Here is a 16,990-nt window from a genome sequence, read left to right as displayed (position 1 = left end):
TTTTTTTAATATATACTATCTAAAAGACTTATTGTTTTTTAGAATTACTTTTAAATTTATAAGTAATTCCGAAGTTAATTCCGAATGACGAATAAGGTACTTTTTGAGATAATTTTCTAGATGAATCCGTATTTGTATTAGATAAATTATCAACATAAGTTGTTTCTTTATTATAACCATTTGGTAAATTATCTATATTGTAAAAACCAGCAAATGCAACAGTACCATCAGGTAATACTACGTCTGTATTGAATTCAGTAATTTCAGAATCTTTACGCTTTAAGCTAATTCCGTAATACTCAGCTTCAACAAATAAATTTAAGTTATCATTTAAATTAAATTTATAACCTAAAGCACCTACAAATCCTAACGGAAAATGTCCATGAAAATCTTCTTTATAATTTGTCTCAGAATAAGACCCTAAAGGGATTCCAAAACCATCAGCTTCAGCTTGACTAAGTGTTGACTTATCATAGACTACAGCTTCAGTTTTTCCACCTAATTTTAATAAAGCACCAAAACGACCATAAATATTGTTTGTAAATTTATAGACAATAGATGTTGATGCTCCAAAAGCACGAGCTCTAGCAACAGCATCTACTTCACGGTTTGGTACGCTAATTTCAGATACCGTTTGGTCTGTACCATGTAAGTATCCTAAACCTAAATCTACACCAAAAGATTCATTAAAATAATAAGTACCTCTTAATTGCACGTTTGCACCTTCACCATAACTACCATAAGCGTTTTCTGTTTCTGATAGGTTAATAGATTCTCCTAATTTCATTCCAGCACTTCCAACAGCATAACCTGTACTTAAAGAGACTTCTAATTGAGCAAATGATAGACCACTAATTAATAGTGCTGTTAACACTATTCCAAATTGTTTCATAATTGTTTGATTTGAAAATTATTTTATGTAAAAAAGTAAGATTGAATTTACAGCTATTTTACTTCAATTTCAATCTGTACAAATATACTTGATTTTTATACAAAGTAGCTTTAAAAATAGTTAATCTCTTGGTGTAAATACGGACTAATTTGCTAATCAAATACTTAAGTCAACTAGCGTCGTTAAAAGATTGTAGGAAAAAAAATGTTAATTTGAACATGGATAATATTAGTTTTAAAAATGTAAATATTATATTAGTAAAACCAAACTAACTTAACCACATTTAAAATTCTGATTAGTGCTATGAAAAATGATTATCAAGACCCTTTAGGAACCCACTCAGAACAACTTAAAACCAATAAATTAAATTATTTAAAACAATTAGAAAAAGATAAAATTATAGAGCGACAAATTCGTTTTCAAGAGTTATTAATTAGTATATCTACACAATATATTAACTCTGATTTATCGGACATTGATAATTTAATTAATACTTCTTTACAACAAATATGCGAGTTTGTAGAGTCTGACAGAAGTTACATTTTTTCATACAATTTTATAGACAACACGACGTCTAATACTTATGAGTGGTGTGCACAAGGTATTGAACCAGAATTGGATAATTTACAGCAAGTCCCATTAGATTATTTTCCGCAATGGGTTGAAGCACATAAAAAAGGGGAAGCCTTTTTTGTGGAAGATGTCAGTTTGTTACCAAAAGATGGCGAGCATGGTTTACGTGCTGTTTTAGAGCCACAAGGCATTAGAAGCTTAATAACGATACCTAAGTTTAAAAACAAAGAATTGATAGGTTTTATAGGATTTGACTCCGTTAAACAAATCAATAAATTTAATGATCAAGAAAAAGATATCCTTTTTGTATTTGCTAACATGCTTGTAAATATTATTCAACGAAAGGAAAATGAAGAACGTCTTAAGGAGCAAGAGGTTAAAAAAGAAGAATTATTACAGTTTTTATCACGTCAAAATGAAGAGTTAAATGAATATGCTCATGTTGTATCACACGATTTAAAAGCACCATTAATAAATATCCATACGCTAATAAGTTGGTTTATGGATGACCATAAAGATATATTGGAGGATGTAGCATTAACACCATTACATCAAGTGTTGTTTAATGTAGAAAAGATGGATTTTTTAATCAAAGGAATTTTAGATTACTCAACCATTGACAGACTTGAGGCAGAAGATAAATCTATTGATTTTAATGTAATCGTAGACGAAGTTATACAAACACTATTAGTACCAACTTACGTTACCATAACAGTACAACCAAACTTACCTAGTATATATGGTAATGCTTGGCGATTTAAACAAGTGTTTCAAAATTTGATACAAAATGCCATAAAATATGGTAATCCAGAAAAAGGAAGTATACAAGTTGGTTACACAGATCAAGATGATCATTATCAGTTTTTTGTCAAAGACAATGGTATTGGTATTAAATCTGATTATTACGACAAAATTTTTAAAGTCTTTACTAAATTAGAAAGTACAGGATCATCCTCTGGTATAGGTTTGTCCATTGTAAAAAAAATAATTACTTACTATAAAGGGGCTATTTGGGTTGATAGTCAAGAAGGTGTTGGAACCACTTTTTATTTTACGTTATTAAAAAACTAGCCCAATTTCTTTTTTGATAAAAAATGGATTGCGCAATAAGTGATATTATTATTTGTTAATTTTGTTTAACCTTACAAGTGTATTGTTAAACATTTTGTATCTTCACATAATTAAAACTAATAGATACAAAAGACACTAAATAATAACGATATGTTCGGAATATTTAAAAAGAAATCAGAAAAAGAAAAATTACAAGCTAAATATGAAACGCTTTTAAAAGAAGCCCACACGTTATCTACTACCAACAGAAAACTAAGTGACCAAAAAACGTTTGAAGCTGAAGAAGTTATGAAACAGTTAGAAAAACTTAATTAAGGTTTCTAGCTTTTTTATTAAGCATTTTATAATGTAATTTAAATGAGTCTTTTAAATTTAGCAATACTACTATCTAGTTGTGCCTTTTTATTTTATGGTATTAATTGCCTGTCTTCTCTGAAAATGAAAGACGAGTTTAAAAGATTTGGCTTAGACAAACAAAGAGTCCTAACAGGCATTTTACAAATATTAGGAGCTTTAGGCTTAATTTTAGGTTTTTTCCTGTCTCCAATACTAACATTAATAGCTTCTGCTGGATTAACAATTTTAATGTTGTCAGGGTTTATAGTTAGGATAAAAATAAAAGACAGTATAGCACAAGCCTTACCATCGTTAATCTTTGCACTTATAAACTTATATATTTGTGTAGAATATTATTACAAAATTACTTCGTATTAGACTTTAAATAAAAGCAATAATTAGGCATAAGGTTAAAAACAACGTTGCAGGAAAAGATTTTATCAATGGATCATTTATCTTAAAATGCATTACAACAGATCCCGATAAAAGTACAGCTAATCCTAATGCTGATGGCTGTTTTAAAACAGGAAACCAAATAGCACAAAGTAATAAAACAGCAAGAGTTACCTTAAAAATACCAACGATGTAACACATTTGCTTTGATAGTCCATAAGCACGAAATTCTTCCAATAAAGTTTTTGCATTTCCGCCTCGCCATTTTGTTGCTTTATTATATTGTATTAGCCATACGTTAAGTATACTTATACCTACTATAATTTGAAGAGCAATAATTATATAATTCATGATAATGAAGGTTTTATTGATTTATAACTAGATTAGCTTATCTCAAAAATACAAATTTTGTTTATCTTTACGTTAAAATAATTAAACAAAATAGTAAAGTGAAAAAACAGGATTATAAAATACATATAATTGGTGCCGGAATTAGTGGTTTAATTGCTGCAACGGTTTTAGAAAAAAATGGATTATCTCCTGTTATTATTGAATCGACTGATAGGGTTGGAGGCCGAGTAAAAACAGATATTGTAGAAGGTTATCAATTAGATCATGGTTTTCAGGTATTATTAACTGCTTATCCTGCTGCACAAAAATATCTTAATCTTGAAGCCTTACAATTACAAACGTTTATTCCAGGAGCTTCAATTTTCAAAAATGGAAAACAAAATAGTATTGGAGATCCTCTTAGAGATAAGTCATTATTATTATCGACGGTATTTGCTAGAGTAGGAACCCTTTCTGATAAATTTAAGATTCTGAAACTTAATATTAAATTAAAGAAAAAATCACTTTCAGAAATATTTTCAAGCAAAGAACAAACCACAAAAACCTATTTAATAGATTTTGGTTTTTCTTCAAAAATGATAAATGACTTTTTTAATCCTTTTTTTAGCGGAATCTTTCTAGAAAACAAATTAGAAACCTCTAGCAGGATGTTTGAATTTGTATATAAAATGTTTGGTGAAGGTGATGCAGCGTTGCCAAAAGGAGGAATGCAAGCCATACCAAAACAACTATCAAATAATTTAAAGCGTACCACGTTTAAATTTAATACAAAAGTGGCAACTGTTAATGATAGCGAAATAACTCTTGAAGATGGGCAAAAGATTAAAAGTGATTTTACCATTATAGCAACAGAACCTACTAAATTAGTAAACAAACTAAACAAAAAAGTAATAGACTGGCAAAGCTGTGATACTTTGTATTTTGAAACTGAAAGTAGAGTTATTAATAAACCTTTAATTGGATTAATCCCTGAAAAAAATTCAGTAATAAATAACATTTTTTATCACACTAGCCTTGAATCCGATTTAAAGGGTAATAAGGAGTTGCTATCTGTTACTGTTGTAGATAATCAAAACTTGTCTTCAGATAAATTGATACAACGTGTTCAAAGCGAATTAAAACAGTATTGTGGTATTGATGTCATTAAACTTATCAAGCATTATAAAATCCCAGTGTCTTTACCTAAATTACAAAATTTACAGTACAACCTTTTACCATCACAAACGTGTTTGACTGATACAATTTTTCTGGCAGGAGATGTACAATTAAATGGGTCTTTAAATGCTGCTATGATAGCAGGAGAGAAGGCTGCACTTGGTGTTTTGGATAATTTATAATCGTATGTTCTAAAGTTTAAAGTTTTAAGTAGTCTTATGACTAAGTTAAAATCACCTAAAAAACAGAAGATATGTATTATTTTTGTAGTCAATATATTAAGTATAAAAAATAAGATTTGTTAGATAAAAAACAGCAATTACCACAAACACAAGTATTAGATACAGACTATTTTATTTACTGTCTTGAAGCAGTTGAAGATGAAGAGATTGAAACTGTAACAGAAACGCAAAACAAACTAGACTTATTAACATCACAGTATGGTGTTGCCAGTATTTATAACACATGCGACTCTATTGAAGGTTTAGAATCTAACCTAAATGCATTGGTCTTGGACGATCATAACTTTAATGATTATGAAATAATCTATCTAGTAATTCCAGGCGAAGCTAATAGTATTATTCTAAACGATTATAATTATAGTTTACAGGAAGTTGCAGAGCTTTTTGAAGGACGATTACAAGGCAAGATTCTACATTTTTCCAATGCTAAAGTGTTGGATTTAGATGAAGAAGAAGCACAATATTTTTTAGATATTACTGGAGCAAAAGCTATCTCTGGTTATGGTTATGAATCCAACGGAATTACAAGTTCAAACCTTGATATAGCCTTTTTTAACTTATTTAAAGAAGATGATAATATGTTTGACGTCGTCGAAGAGCTGCATCAAAGACATTACAAACTATGCAAACTACTTGATTTTAGATTATATTATTAAGATTAACAATGTATTATTAAAACAAATAGACGCACTGTCTTAATTTAAAAACCCTAACTAATTTTACATATAGTTAGGGTTTTTACAATGTTGTTTTTGTTTATAAAATCGTGCTACTCTTTAAAGCTAATATTTCTAATATTACTTTTTTGGGGAAATTTATAAGGTGGATTTTGAATATATAGTTTCAAAATTTAATTCTTAGGACTAATTTTATTTATGGTTGTGGTAAATCCATTTTGCGAAAATGTTAAAGCTTTTTCATTACCATTTATAATCTCTAAAGTTGCACCAACTACAGTGTCATAAAGTGTGGTCTCATTTTTTTGGGTCAATTCACTTTTAACGCCTTGTGCTTCCACTACTAAATACAACTTCGTGTTTTCTTCAATTATTTCTAGTGTTAAATTTGCTTCTTTAAGCAAATATTTACCAGTATATTTTTTAAAATTATCAATATTAACGGTCTTAAATTTTTCAATTTTTTCATTACTCAAATACGCTAATAAATCATCTTTTAAAGTCTTTTCAAACGGTATACTCATGGTATTACTAAACATTAAAAACAAGTTTTTAGTTTTAGGATTATAAGCATTTCTAAAAGCATAGCCTATGTTATTTCCTCCATGTCCAAATAATTTTTCGTTAGCATTATTAGATTTCATAATTCCGAAACCATAATTCTCATTTCCTGATACCATCATTTGCTGTACTGTTTCTTTTTTAAGTAAAATATCGGTTTCAAATAAAGAGGTGTAAAACAATTCCATATCAGATAATGTAGACGCTATACTTCCTGCTGAATTTGCAATATTTGCAAAAAACTTATAATTCAAATACGCTGTAACATCTTTTTCTTGATGGTAAGGTGTTGCTAAATTAGGTAAACCTTTGTGTAAATAAGGGTAGGTATTATTCATTTTTAAAGGAATAATGATGCGCGCTCTAACCAAATCAAAATAACTTTGATCTGTTATTTTTTCAATAATTCTGCCTAATAACAAGTAGTTTGTATTACAATAATCATACTTACCTATCATTTTTGGATTGTTCTGTTCTATTTGATTTAAAAGATCAATATTATAAACAGAATCATTTTTAGCATAAAATGCATCTTGGATGTTTTTTCCTATAACTTCATCCAATCCACTCTCATGAGTTAGTAATTGTTGGATAGTTAATCCATTATCTACATTTTTTAATGGTGTCAAATACATACCTATACTATCACTTAGTTTTATTGTTCCTTTTTCTACTTCTTGAAGCAATAAAATAGCAGTAAAGGTTTTTGATGCACTACCAATATTAAAAACATGATTTTCATGTAAGTTAAAGTTACCAAGACTTAATGTGTTTATCTCAGAATCTTTTTTTATTAGTATAGCAACACCTTTCTTTTGTTGGGTTAACAAGGGATTAAATTTTTGATTAATAAGGTCTAATTTGTCTTCCTGAGCAAAAGACATACTTTGAATAAGTACAAATAGTAATAGTGTTAATTGTTGTAAAGTTTTCATGTGATATCTATTTTTAAATTATACCTCAAAACTCTCTTAATTCTTCAATATCTAAAAAAAAGAATGACAAACAGGTCTGATAAAATGACAACGGTAAAAAGACCTATTATCATTAAAAAAGAGTGGTTTACACTTATTTAAGCAACTTTCATCATTATAAAACAGAGATGTTTAGATGAAATAGTATTTTTGATTAGATAATTAATGTAATAAAATGTCAAAATTAGAGTCTTGGATAGATAATAAAATAGTACAAAACCTCTTTATTTGGGTTTTCTTCTTTTTAATTTTACTAACGGTTATATCCAATAGCAATAGGGTAGAAGTAGCACTGTTTTCCATATTACTGTTGGCACCAGCTGTATACATAAACAACCTTGTAATACTACCTTATTTTAAACAAAATCGTGCATTATTTCTTTTGTATTTTATTTTAAATACGCTGTGTTTTACTATAATTTCTGTTTTACTTATTAAAACGGTAGATAACCAAGAGTTTGAAATAAGAATGTTTATTAACTTTTTTGGAATATTGGTTTTAGCACTAATTTTTGCTTCATCTATAAAATTGGTAAGAGATAATTTTATTAGACGTCATCAGGAAAAAGAAGCCGAATTAAATTTACTTAAAGCACAATTAAATCCACATTTTTTATTCAATACATTAAATAATTTATATGGCTTAGCAGTTGTAAAATCGGATAAATTGCCAAATCTAATGTTGAAATTATCAGACTTATTACGTTATAGTTTATATGAAACAAAAGACACTTTAGTCCCATTAGAAAAAGAAATTACTTATTTGGAAAACTATATGTCTTTAGAGAAAATCCGATTAGAAGACAAAACCGAAATTGAATTTATAAAATCAGGATCGATTTCCTCAAAAAAAATAGCTCCTATGTTATTAATTGTCTTTGTTGAAAACGCATTTAAACATTTAGGAACCTTGACAAATGGAGAAAGTAAGGTTTTAGTTTCTGTTGTGGCAGATGATAAAAAATTAACATTTATATGTAATAATACTTTTGATAAAAACAGCATAAAGCAAAATGATTTTGAAAAAGGAAAGCGTGGTATTGGCTTAAAAAACGCTACTAAACGATTATCTTTAATGTATCCAGAAAAATATCAGCTAACCATTACTGATAATGATAAAAGCTATAATACCAAATTAATAATAAATGTTTAGATGAAAAATTTACAATGTATTATTGCAGATGACGAACCTATAGCACGTCAAATTTTGGAAAATTATATTCAAGCAATTCCTAATTTAAAAATTATAGCGTCTTGTAAAAATGCTTTTGAAGTACTTGAAATATTGCAAACTAAGACTGTGGATATTTTATTTTTAGACATTAATATGCCTAAGCTTTCTGGTTTAAGTTTGCTAAAAACGATGCAGCAAAAACCGTCTGTAATTATAACGACTGCCTATCCAGAATACGCTATTGAAGGGTTTGAACTATCTGTAACAGATTATTTATTAAAACCTTTCTCTCTAGAACGTTTTTTACAAGCTGTAAACAAAGTGCCTCAAAAAGAAGTCTCAAAGCCTGAAACTACGACAATACCAAAACAAGAAATTCCACAATCAATATTTGTGAAAAGTGACAAAAAAATTATTAAAATAGATTTTGATCAAATTAATCATATTGAAGCGTATGGTAATTATATCAAGATTTTTACAGATATAATGATTTTAACACCACAAACACTAACCGAATTTTTAGAAAAACTTCCAAATCATTTTATAAGGATTCATAAATCATGTATCATAAATTTTAATCAGTTAAAATTGATTGATGGTAATCAAGTAGTCCTTCAAAATAATACAAAGTTACAAATAGGAAAATCTTATCGGAAAAGTGTTTTAGATAGCATTTAAGATTTTCTAAATTTTAATAAATAAATCTAATTTCTAATAATATTTGCAAAACGTATTAAATTTATGCAAAGTTGCAGCTACATAATTTTAATGGAACATCCTTTTTGCTAAATGACGTTAGTACCCTAGTAGAATGCGTTTTGAAGGAAACCAATCTCAAATGTGTCTAATTTTTTGAATAAAGCTAGTTCAGAAAATTTAATATTATATTTGAAGCCATTAAAATTATCATTTTCAACTATTGAAAGATTCATCTATAATAAATCATACCATAAGTGATCTTATTGAAATCCTTGGAGATTCTAATCAAGGTAATAGTTTACATATTCATATTTCTCAAAATAGATTCGAAAAAATTCCAATTACTTACCCTTTCAGAACGGATAGTTATTGCTTGTTTCTCTTAGTTTCAGGTAGTTTAACATTACAACTTAACTTAATCAGACATACACTTAAAAAAAACGAAATGATTGTTGCTAAGCCTCAAGTGGTAGCGCATATTCGTGAAATGAGTCCAGAAATAAGCATGATTTCTGTAAGTTTTACAGTAGATTTTATTTTAAGTAACGGATTTAAAAAAGAAGATCATGATGCTTTTGAGTTTTTTACAGGAAATAACATTCCAAAGTTAAAATTATCTGATGAAGAGATGAATTCATCAATCGCTTTAGCAAAAATACTAGAACGAAACCAACGCTTTTCATTAGAAAAAAAAGCCTATAAAGAAGAGTTGTTACAATCTTCGTTTAAATTACTGTTATACCATTATGCCTCTATTTATAAAAGAGAATTCCCTGATTTAGAAGCTAGTTTGTCTAGACAAGAAGATTTCATGATTCGCTTTTTAGACCTTTTAAATGAAAATTTTAAGAGTGAAAGAAGCGTTCAATTTTATGCAGATGTACTTTGCATTACTTCAGGTTATTTATCTAAAGTATTAAAAGAGGTTTCAGGTAAAACAGCCAATCAATTAATAGATGAAGCTGTGATTTTAGAAGCTAAACTTTTATTAAACAAACCAACCTTAAGTATTGCCGAAATTGCAGAAGAACTTAAATTTAGCGATCAATCCTTCTTTGGTAAATTTTTCAAAAAACATACAGGTTTATCTCCAACAGCTTTCCGGAAAGCACACTAAATATTCATTGTTTTAATAGCGTTTTTAGACTAAAATTATTCATATTTAGTTCTTTAAACTACGAAATTCAACCTTTTTCAGAATTATTGTAATTTTAAAATAACTGTTTTAGACCAATTTATTCAATTTATAGACCTTTTGTAATATCTCTTTTAGAAGCAATTTTGCAGTGTAAAAATAACTAAACAAAAATTACACAAATAAAGGAGAAATCTATGAAACATTTAATTACTGCAACTGTTCTTGTTCTATTATTAGCAAGTTGTTCCAGCGAAAAAAAAGAAACTAAAACAAACGAACCAATTCAAAAGGCAACTGTTTTAGAGATAAAAACCACCTCAGAAAACGAAATACTAAACTACAGCGGAACCATTGAAGCAGATAATATTGTTTCCATTGGTTTTGCAGTACAAGGACGTGTATCTCATGTTGCTGTAGAGGAAGGTCAACGTGTTAAAAAAGGACAATTATTAGCATCTATAGATGCAACTACATATCAAAACGCATTTTATATTGCTGAAGCAAGTTTAGAACAAGACAATGATAATTTTAACAGATTAAACGGTCTGTACAAAAAAGGAAGTTTACCAGAACGTGATTTTATTACCGCAAAAGTAGCTGTTGCACAGGCAAAAGCGAATAAAAGTATGGCTGGTAAAAATTTATCTGACAGCAAATTATATGCACCTTTTACAGGAATTATTACTGCTAAAATTACTGAAATTGGCGCCACTGCCGCACCAAGTATTCCTGCATTTACCTTAATGAAAACAGATAAAGTATATGCAAAAGCATCTATAACAGAGTCTGAAATTTCTAAACTTAAAATTGGTACGGAAGCAACCATTTCTATTGCATCATTAAACAAATCTTTCAAAGGGAAAATAGATATTTTAAATCCGAGTGCAGATGCGCTTACTAGAACATTTAATGTAAAAGTGCGCTTAGATAATAAGGATAATGAATTGTTACCAGGAATGATTAGCACTATCGAAATCAATACAGGAAATCCTGTAGAAGTAATTACAATTCCTTCGGTGTCTGTGATTAGAGATGCTAATGATATTCTTTATGTATTTGTTGCAGAAAACGGAAAAGCAATCAAAAAAAGAGTGGAAGTTGGAGGTTTTAAAAACAACGATATTATCGTGACTTCAGGATTAAAAGTAGGTGACAAAGTGCTTGTTGAAGGACAAAAAAATGTAAAAGAAGGACAAGCGATTGCCATCTAATTCTAACTGAAAAGATATTTAAGAAATGAAAAAAGTGAAAATAAATTTCATAGAGGCTTCTATGAAATATCATCAGGTAACACTTGTGCTTACTGCAATTCTTATGATTTTAGGAATTTACTCGCTAGCCACAATGGCACGTAGTGAAGATCCTCAAATTACAGTACGTAAGGGATTAGTTATTGCAGCATTTCCTGGTGCAGACGAGTTACAAGTAGAACGACAATTAACAGATCCGTTAGAACAATATTTATTTGGTTTCGAGGAAATTAGAAAAGCAAAAACATTTTCTGATACTTCTGAAGGACAAGTGGTTATTACAGTTGAGTTAAACGAAAATGTAAAAAATACAGATGAGTTTTGGTCAACACTACAACGTGGATTAATGACCACATTCCCACAAAGTTTTGCAACACCAAAAGGCATGGTTGGACCAATAGTCAATAGTGATTTTGGAGATGTTGTATCGCAAATGATTACTGTTTCGGCTCCTAACAGAAGTTATGCAGAGCTTGAAACCTACTTAGATAAGTTAGAAGATGGATTGAAAACCATTCCAGAAACTTCTAAAATTAAAAGATATGGCGGACAAAAAGAACAAATTTATGTGACTGTTAAAGATGAAAAATTAAGACAATATGGTTTTGATTTTTCAAGTATTGCGCAAGTCATTCAAATGCAAAACAATACAGATTATGCAGGCGGAATTACCTTAGAAAACTCAGAAGTATCCGTTTTTGCTAAAAATCAATATAAAAATGTTACCGATTTAGGCAATCAAATTGTGTACAGCACACCAGAAGGAAAGATTGTACGCTTAAAAGATGTTGCAAATATTGAACGTCGTTATGAAGAAACCACAAGTTTTATTAAAGTTGGCGACGATAAAGTAACCATGATTGCAATAGAAATGCAACCAGGAAACAATATTGTACAATTTGGAGAAAAAGTTGAAGTTGCTTTACATAACATAGAGCAGGAATTACCAGACGATGTACATGTACAAACCATTGTAAATCAACCAGAAGTAGTACAAGAAAGTATTAGCCACTTTATGCTAGAATTCGCTATTGCCATTTTAGCTGTAATTATGGTGGTTATTATTTTACTTCCATTCCGTTTTGCAATAGTTTCGGCTGTTGCTGCTCCTGTGTCTATTTTTATCACGTTTGGAGTACTAAATATGATGGGAATTGAAATTCATCAAGTAACGCTAGCTGCCTTAATTATTGTGTTAGGTATGGTGGTTGATGATGCCATTGTTGTCGTAGATAATTATGTAGAAAAACTAGATGAAGGCGAAGATCCTTGGACTGCTGGTTGGCAAAGTGCCACGCAGTTAATGGTGCCTGTTTTTACTGCAACTATGGCTATTATTTGCTCATTTTTACCATTGGCATTTTTCTTAAACGGAATCTCAAAAGAATTTATTCAAGCATTACCAGTTGCAGTTGCGGTCGCTTTATTTGCGTCGTTATTAGTAGCTCTTTTACTAACACCTTATTTATGTTATATCTTCATTAAAAAGGGTTTAAAGAAAGATTCAGAAAAAGAAGAGAAGAAAAAAAATAGCATGCTAGATCGTTTACAAAATGTATTCAATAGTATGTTAGATCGTTGTTTTAAAAGTCCAAACTTGACCATGTTAATCGGACTACTTACAATTTTCGTAGGCTTCGGAGTCGCTTCACAATTAGAACAAGAATTATTTCCAATAGCAGAAAGAAATCAATTTAATATTGAAGTTTGGCTACCAAATGGTGGAAGTTTAGAACAAACCGAAGCAGTTGTACAACGTGTAGAGGCAGCAATTGAAGGAGAAGATAGAGTAGTAGGTGTAGCCAGTTTTGTGGGTACAAGTTCGCCACGTTTTCATTCTACCTACGCACCAGAATTTCCACGTAAAAACTTTGCACAAATTTTTATTACTACAACAGGTAAAGATGCAACAACCGAATTGGCTCAGGAATATCTAGAGACATTCAAAAACTTTGTGCCAGACGGTTACATTAGAGTACGTCAATTATCTTTAAACGAAGCACCTGCACCAATAGAAGTTAGAATTGTTGGTGAAGATATGAACGTGCAAAAAGAAGTTGCTGTACAAGTTGAAGATATTCTTAGAAATGCTGAAGGCACAAACTGGATTAGGACCACATATCAAGATGATTATTTAGGAGCTACAGTTGCTTTAAAAGATGATGTAGCCAATAGGTTAGGTGTGACTAATACCAACGTATCGCAAACTTTAGGCGCAGGATTAAAAGGGTTTCCTGTAAGTACAATTTATGAAGGTGATAAACCTATTGATATTTTATTGCGATATGATGAAAACGACAGAAAAAACATTGATGAGTTAGGAAGTTTAAATATTTCAACAGCTTTAGGAACCAAAGTGCCTTTAAGAGAAGTCGCAACTATTTCTCCAGAATGGCATACAGGAATTATTGCACACAGAAATGGGTTACGTACACTTACCGTAAGATCGGAAGCGCAAATGGGAATTAAAGCAGCTACTATTCAAGCTGAAATTATGCCTCAAATTGAAGCTTTAAATCTTCCAGATGGTATTAGTATTAACTATGGTGGAGAATTTGAAAGTATTAATGAAACTGGTCCTGGAATGGGAGCGTCAATGGGAATTAGCATCATGCTTATCTTTTTAGTGTTACTATTTCAGTTTAAAAATTTCGTAAAAGTACTAATCGTTTTAGCAACGTTTCCATTGAGTTTATTAGGTGCCTTTTTAGGATTATACCTTACAGGAAACCCTTTCGGATTTACAGCATTCATGGGAATTATTAGTTTGATTGGTATTGTAGTTAGAAACGGAATTATACTAGTAGATTATGCAGATGAATTGATTCTAGAACATGGATACAATAAACTTGAAGCAGCAAAAGGAGCTGGAAAAAGACGTATGCGTCCTATTTTCTTAACCTCATGTGCAGCAGCAATTGGTGTAGTACCAATGATTGCAGGAAAATCTCCACTTTGGGCTCCTTTGGGTAGTGTTTTAGCTGTTGGTTTATTGGTTTCTATGGTCATGACCTTATTTATTGTACCTATTCTATATTACAAATTCGTAAAAATTGAAGTTGCATCTAAAGTACATCCTCATCCAAATGCACAAACTTTTGAACCTATACTTTACAAACCAAAGAAAAGCAGAACGTCTAGAAAAATAGACATCTTAAAACACAAATTAAAAAAACGATTAAAATAACACAACTATAGGCTACTGCTTCCATTGATTAATAGCAATTTATTCCCTAAACGAGAAGTGGTAGCACTATAGTCATTTTATAATTAACATAATGAAAACATATAAATTTATATTGTCTTTGGCGTTTATAATCGCTTTCTCTTTGCAGAGTATACAAGCCCAAGAGCAAATTCTATCTTTGGAACAAGCTAAAACTTTAGCTAGAAAAAATAATAAAAACACCAAAATAGCAATACAAAATATAGAAGCAGCCAAAGCAGCAAAAGCCTCTGCTTATACGTCTGATAAACCTTTTGTAGATGCGAGTGCAATGGGTATTCATGTTGGTGAACCATTGAGTGCGTTATTGCCAGAGAATCAAGCTTCTGCATCATTAGGTGTTACACAAGTTATTTATGCTGGTGGAAAAATAAACACTGTTAAGAAAATAAGTACTACAGCTGTAGATCTTTACAGCTCTCAAAAAGAACTTACCGAAGCAGAAGTTATTTTAGATGTAGAAACTACTTATTGGCAAATTATTAATGTTAGTGCAAAAGTAGATTTAGCTACTAAATATCAAGAACTTTTAACTGCTTTATTACAAGATTTAACCAACGCTTTTGATGCAGGATTAATTTACAAAAACGATGTACTTCAAGTGCAAGTGCAACTCAATCAAGCAGCATTGGATTTAATAACAGCAAACGATAATCTATCCATTTTAAAATTAAGAATGGCACAGTTAATAGGTCTTGAAAATTCAAATTTTATAGTTGATGAAAATTTGGATGATAACACTATACTTTCAGATAAAATAAATGCAAATGAAGCTGTAGCAAAACGACCAGAAATTAAAATGTTAACTAATGCTGTAGAAATTGAAAGCTTACAAGCCAAAGTGTTAGAATCAGATAGAAAACCAACCATTTCGTTTAATGTAAGTGGACTTTATGCTGCAGGAGATCAAATTAACTTTACAGATGCAAGTAACGATTTTACCTCTTATTATGGCATGTTAAACGTTAATATTCCTGTGTTTGATTGGGGAAGTAGAAAGCAAAAAGTAAAAGAGCAAAATTTTAAAACTGAAGCAAAGCAACTAGAATTAGAAGATACACAAGAGTTAATTATAATTCAAATAGAAAATGCTTACTTAGAATTACAACAAGCCATTAAGCGTGTAGAAGTTACTAAAGAATCTTTAGCACAAGCCGATGAAAATTTACGTTTATATCAAGATCGTTTTGATGCAGGAACCGTTGTTGGTAAAGATGTTTTAGAAGCACAAGTGTTGTGGCAACAAGCCTATTCTGAGGTTATAGATGCAAAAGCTGTACAACAAATAAGTAAAGCAAACTACAAAAAAGCTATTGGTGAATTAAAATAAAACCGTTTTATAATGCAAGTAAAAAGTTACATTTTAGAAGTAACCAAAGCGCTGTTTTTTAGCTTTGGTATTCAAAATATCAGTATGGACGATATTGCCAATAAATGTGGTATATCAAAAAACACTATTTACAAGCATTATAAAAATAAGAGTGATTTATTAAATGAAACCATAAAATTACAAGTAGAAGAATTAATAGCAAATTTAAAACAAGCGAGTGCAAACTCTAATAATGCCTTAGAAGAATTGCACTCGTTTTTTAAGTATGTAAACGGAGTTTCATTAATTATTGCTCCAATTTATGGTCATGAAATAAAAAAATACTATCCAAATAAATACTTAGAGCTATTTAGATATAAAGACGAAATTATAATACCGTTTATACTTCGTAATATAGAAAAAGGTATAATACAAGGGTTGTATAAAAATGAAATAAATACAAAGGAAATTTGCTCCTCGTTTGACAATATTTCAAAAATAATTTTTACATCAGATTTTTCTTTCGATGCACAAACAAGTCAAAATGCTATCTGTTTTTTAAACTCTCTATTTATGTACAGAGTTGTTTCTATAAAAGGATTAGAGGTTTTGAATAAACTACAAGACAATTGATTTATAAAGTAAAGTTTAGTAATTCATATCAAGAATATTAAATAATGACTAATATTATTATAAAAATGAAATTCTGAACAATCTCATAAATCGCGTATTTAAAAAAACTTGAATAATTACAGAATATTAAATTTATAAGAAATGTAAAATAAAATGTTTCTAAACCCAAGTAGAAATTATTATAATGAAAACTGACCATTCTGGGATATTTTACATTATATAGAATTATAGTTACACATCAAGATTATAATAACGAAGCCACAATTAGCTTGACATAATTACTCACGATTTTATATTTAAATAAATTGGAGTTCGTGAATCTCCTGAAGTCGATTT

The 16,990-nt window shown here is 29.7% G+C and carries 15 protein-coding genes; 12 read left to right on the top strand and 3 right to left on the bottom strand.

The genetic code is table 11. The features are described from left to right. Nucleotides 1–28: 28 nt before the first annotated feature. Nucleotides 29–892, bottom strand: a complete 864-nt coding sequence (locus B2989_RS05675; protein WP_292945434.1) for an outer membrane beta-barrel protein — start codon at nucleotides 890–892, stop codon at nucleotides 29–31. A 303-nt stretch (nucleotides 893–1,195) separates the two neighbouring features. Here B2989_RS05675 and B2989_RS05670 point away from each other — a divergent pair, with 303 nt between their 5' ends. The 3 genes from B2989_RS05670 to B2989_RS05660 all read left to right on the top strand — a co-directional run bounded on the left by B2989_RS05670 (nucleotide 1,196) and on the right by B2989_RS05660 (nucleotide 3,250). Continuing rightward, nucleotides 1,196–2,536, top strand: coding sequence for a GAF domain-containing sensor histidine kinase (locus B2989_RS05670; protein WP_292945432.1), 1,341 nt, complete (start codon nucleotides 1,196–1,198; stop codon nucleotides 2,534–2,536). Between the two features lie 150 nt (nucleotides 2,537–2,686). After that, nucleotides 2,687–2,851 (top strand): Lacal_2735 family protein, encoded by a 165-nt coding sequence (locus B2989_RS05665; RefSeq protein ID WP_145001693.1) that lies wholly within the window; start codon nucleotides 2,687–2,689, stop codon nucleotides 2,849–2,851. A gap of 42 nt (nucleotides 2,852–2,893) precedes the next feature. Beyond that, entirely contained in the window at nucleotides 2,894–3,250 is a 357-nt protein-coding gene (locus B2989_RS05660) for a DoxX family protein (protein WP_292945427.1), read from the top strand. Between the two features lie 3 nt (nucleotides 3,251–3,253). Here the strand turns inward: B2989_RS05660 and B2989_RS05655 are convergent, their stop codons facing one another. After that, nucleotides 3,254–3,616, bottom strand: a complete 363-nt coding sequence (locus B2989_RS05655; RefSeq protein ID WP_292945424.1) for a DoxX family protein — start codon at nucleotides 3,614–3,616, stop codon at nucleotides 3,254–3,256. Between the two features lie 98 nt (nucleotides 3,617–3,714). Here B2989_RS05655 and B2989_RS05650 point away from each other — a divergent pair, with 98 nt between their 5' ends. Together B2989_RS05650 and B2989_RS05645 are read left to right on the top strand one after the other, a co-directional pair. After that, nucleotides 3,715–4,953 (top strand): NAD(P)/FAD-dependent oxidoreductase, encoded by a 1,239-nt coding sequence (locus tag B2989_RS05650; protein WP_292945421.1) that lies wholly within the window; start codon nucleotides 3,715–3,717, stop codon nucleotides 4,951–4,953. Between the two features lie 116 nt (nucleotides 4,954–5,069). Then, the gene (locus B2989_RS05645) at nucleotides 5,070–5,669 is read left to right on the top strand and encodes a DUF6642 family protein (RefSeq protein ID WP_292945418.1); all 600 of its coding nucleotides are present in this window, start codon (nucleotides 5,070–5,072) and stop codon (nucleotides 5,667–5,669) included. Nucleotides 5,670–5,863: 194 nt separating this feature from the next. Here B2989_RS05645 and B2989_RS05640 read toward each other — a convergent pair whose 3' ends face one another. After that, nucleotides 5,864–7,186 (bottom strand): serine hydrolase domain-containing protein, encoded by a 1,323-nt coding sequence (locus tag B2989_RS05640; RefSeq protein ID WP_292945415.1) that lies wholly within the window; start codon nucleotides 7,184–7,186, stop codon nucleotides 5,864–5,866. Nucleotides 7,187–7,400: 214 nt separating this feature from the next. Between B2989_RS05640 and B2989_RS05635 the strand changes: the two genes are divergently transcribed. The 7 genes from B2989_RS05635 (at nucleotide 7,401) to B2989_RS05605 (ending at nucleotide 16,654) form a co-directional block, all read left to right on the top strand. Beyond that, nucleotides 7,401–8,378, top strand: coding sequence for a sensor histidine kinase (locus B2989_RS05635; RefSeq protein WP_292945412.1), 978 nt, complete (start codon nucleotides 7,401–7,403; stop codon nucleotides 8,376–8,378). Next, entirely contained in the window at nucleotides 8,379–9,077 is a 699-nt protein-coding gene (locus B2989_RS05630; RefSeq protein ID WP_292945409.1) for a LytR/AlgR family response regulator transcription factor, read from the top strand. Between the two features lie 241 nt (nucleotides 9,078–9,318). Next, the gene (locus B2989_RS05625; protein ID WP_292945406.1) at nucleotides 9,319–10,215 is read left to right on the top strand and encodes a helix-turn-helix domain-containing protein; all 897 of its coding nucleotides are present in this window, start codon (nucleotides 9,319–9,321) and stop codon (nucleotides 10,213–10,215) included. A 215-nt stretch (nucleotides 10,216–10,430) separates the two neighbouring features. Next, on the top strand, nucleotides 10,431–11,447 hold the full coding sequence (locus B2989_RS05620) for an efflux RND transporter periplasmic adaptor subunit (RefSeq protein WP_292945403.1): 1,017 nt from the start codon (nucleotides 10,431–10,433) through the stop codon (nucleotides 11,445–11,447). Nucleotides 11,448–11,508: 61 nt separating this feature from the next. After that, entirely contained in the window at nucleotides 11,509–14,673 is a 3,165-nt protein-coding gene (locus B2989_RS05615; protein WP_292945400.1) for an efflux RND transporter permease subunit, read from the top strand. A gap of 91 nt (nucleotides 14,674–14,764) precedes the next feature. After that, nucleotides 14,765–16,042 carry a TolC family protein gene (locus B2989_RS05610; RefSeq protein WP_292945397.1) on the top strand — a complete coding sequence of 426 codons (1,278 nt, stop codon included), beginning with the start codon at nucleotides 14,765–14,767 and terminating at the stop codon, nucleotides 16,040–16,042. Nucleotides 16,043–16,054: 12 nt separating this feature from the next. Next, entirely contained in the window at nucleotides 16,055–16,654 is a 600-nt protein-coding gene (locus B2989_RS05605) for a TetR/AcrR family transcriptional regulator (protein ID WP_292945394.1), read from the top strand. Nucleotides 16,655–16,990: the final 336 nt, after the last annotated feature.

The organism is Olleya sp. UBA1516 (assembly GCF_002323495.1).
Lineage (GTDB): Bacteria > Bacteroidota > Bacteroidia > Flavobacteriales > Flavobacteriaceae > Olleya.
The sequence above is the reverse complement of the archived record's forward strand: the minus strand, read 5'-3'. Positions and strand labels throughout refer to the sequence as shown.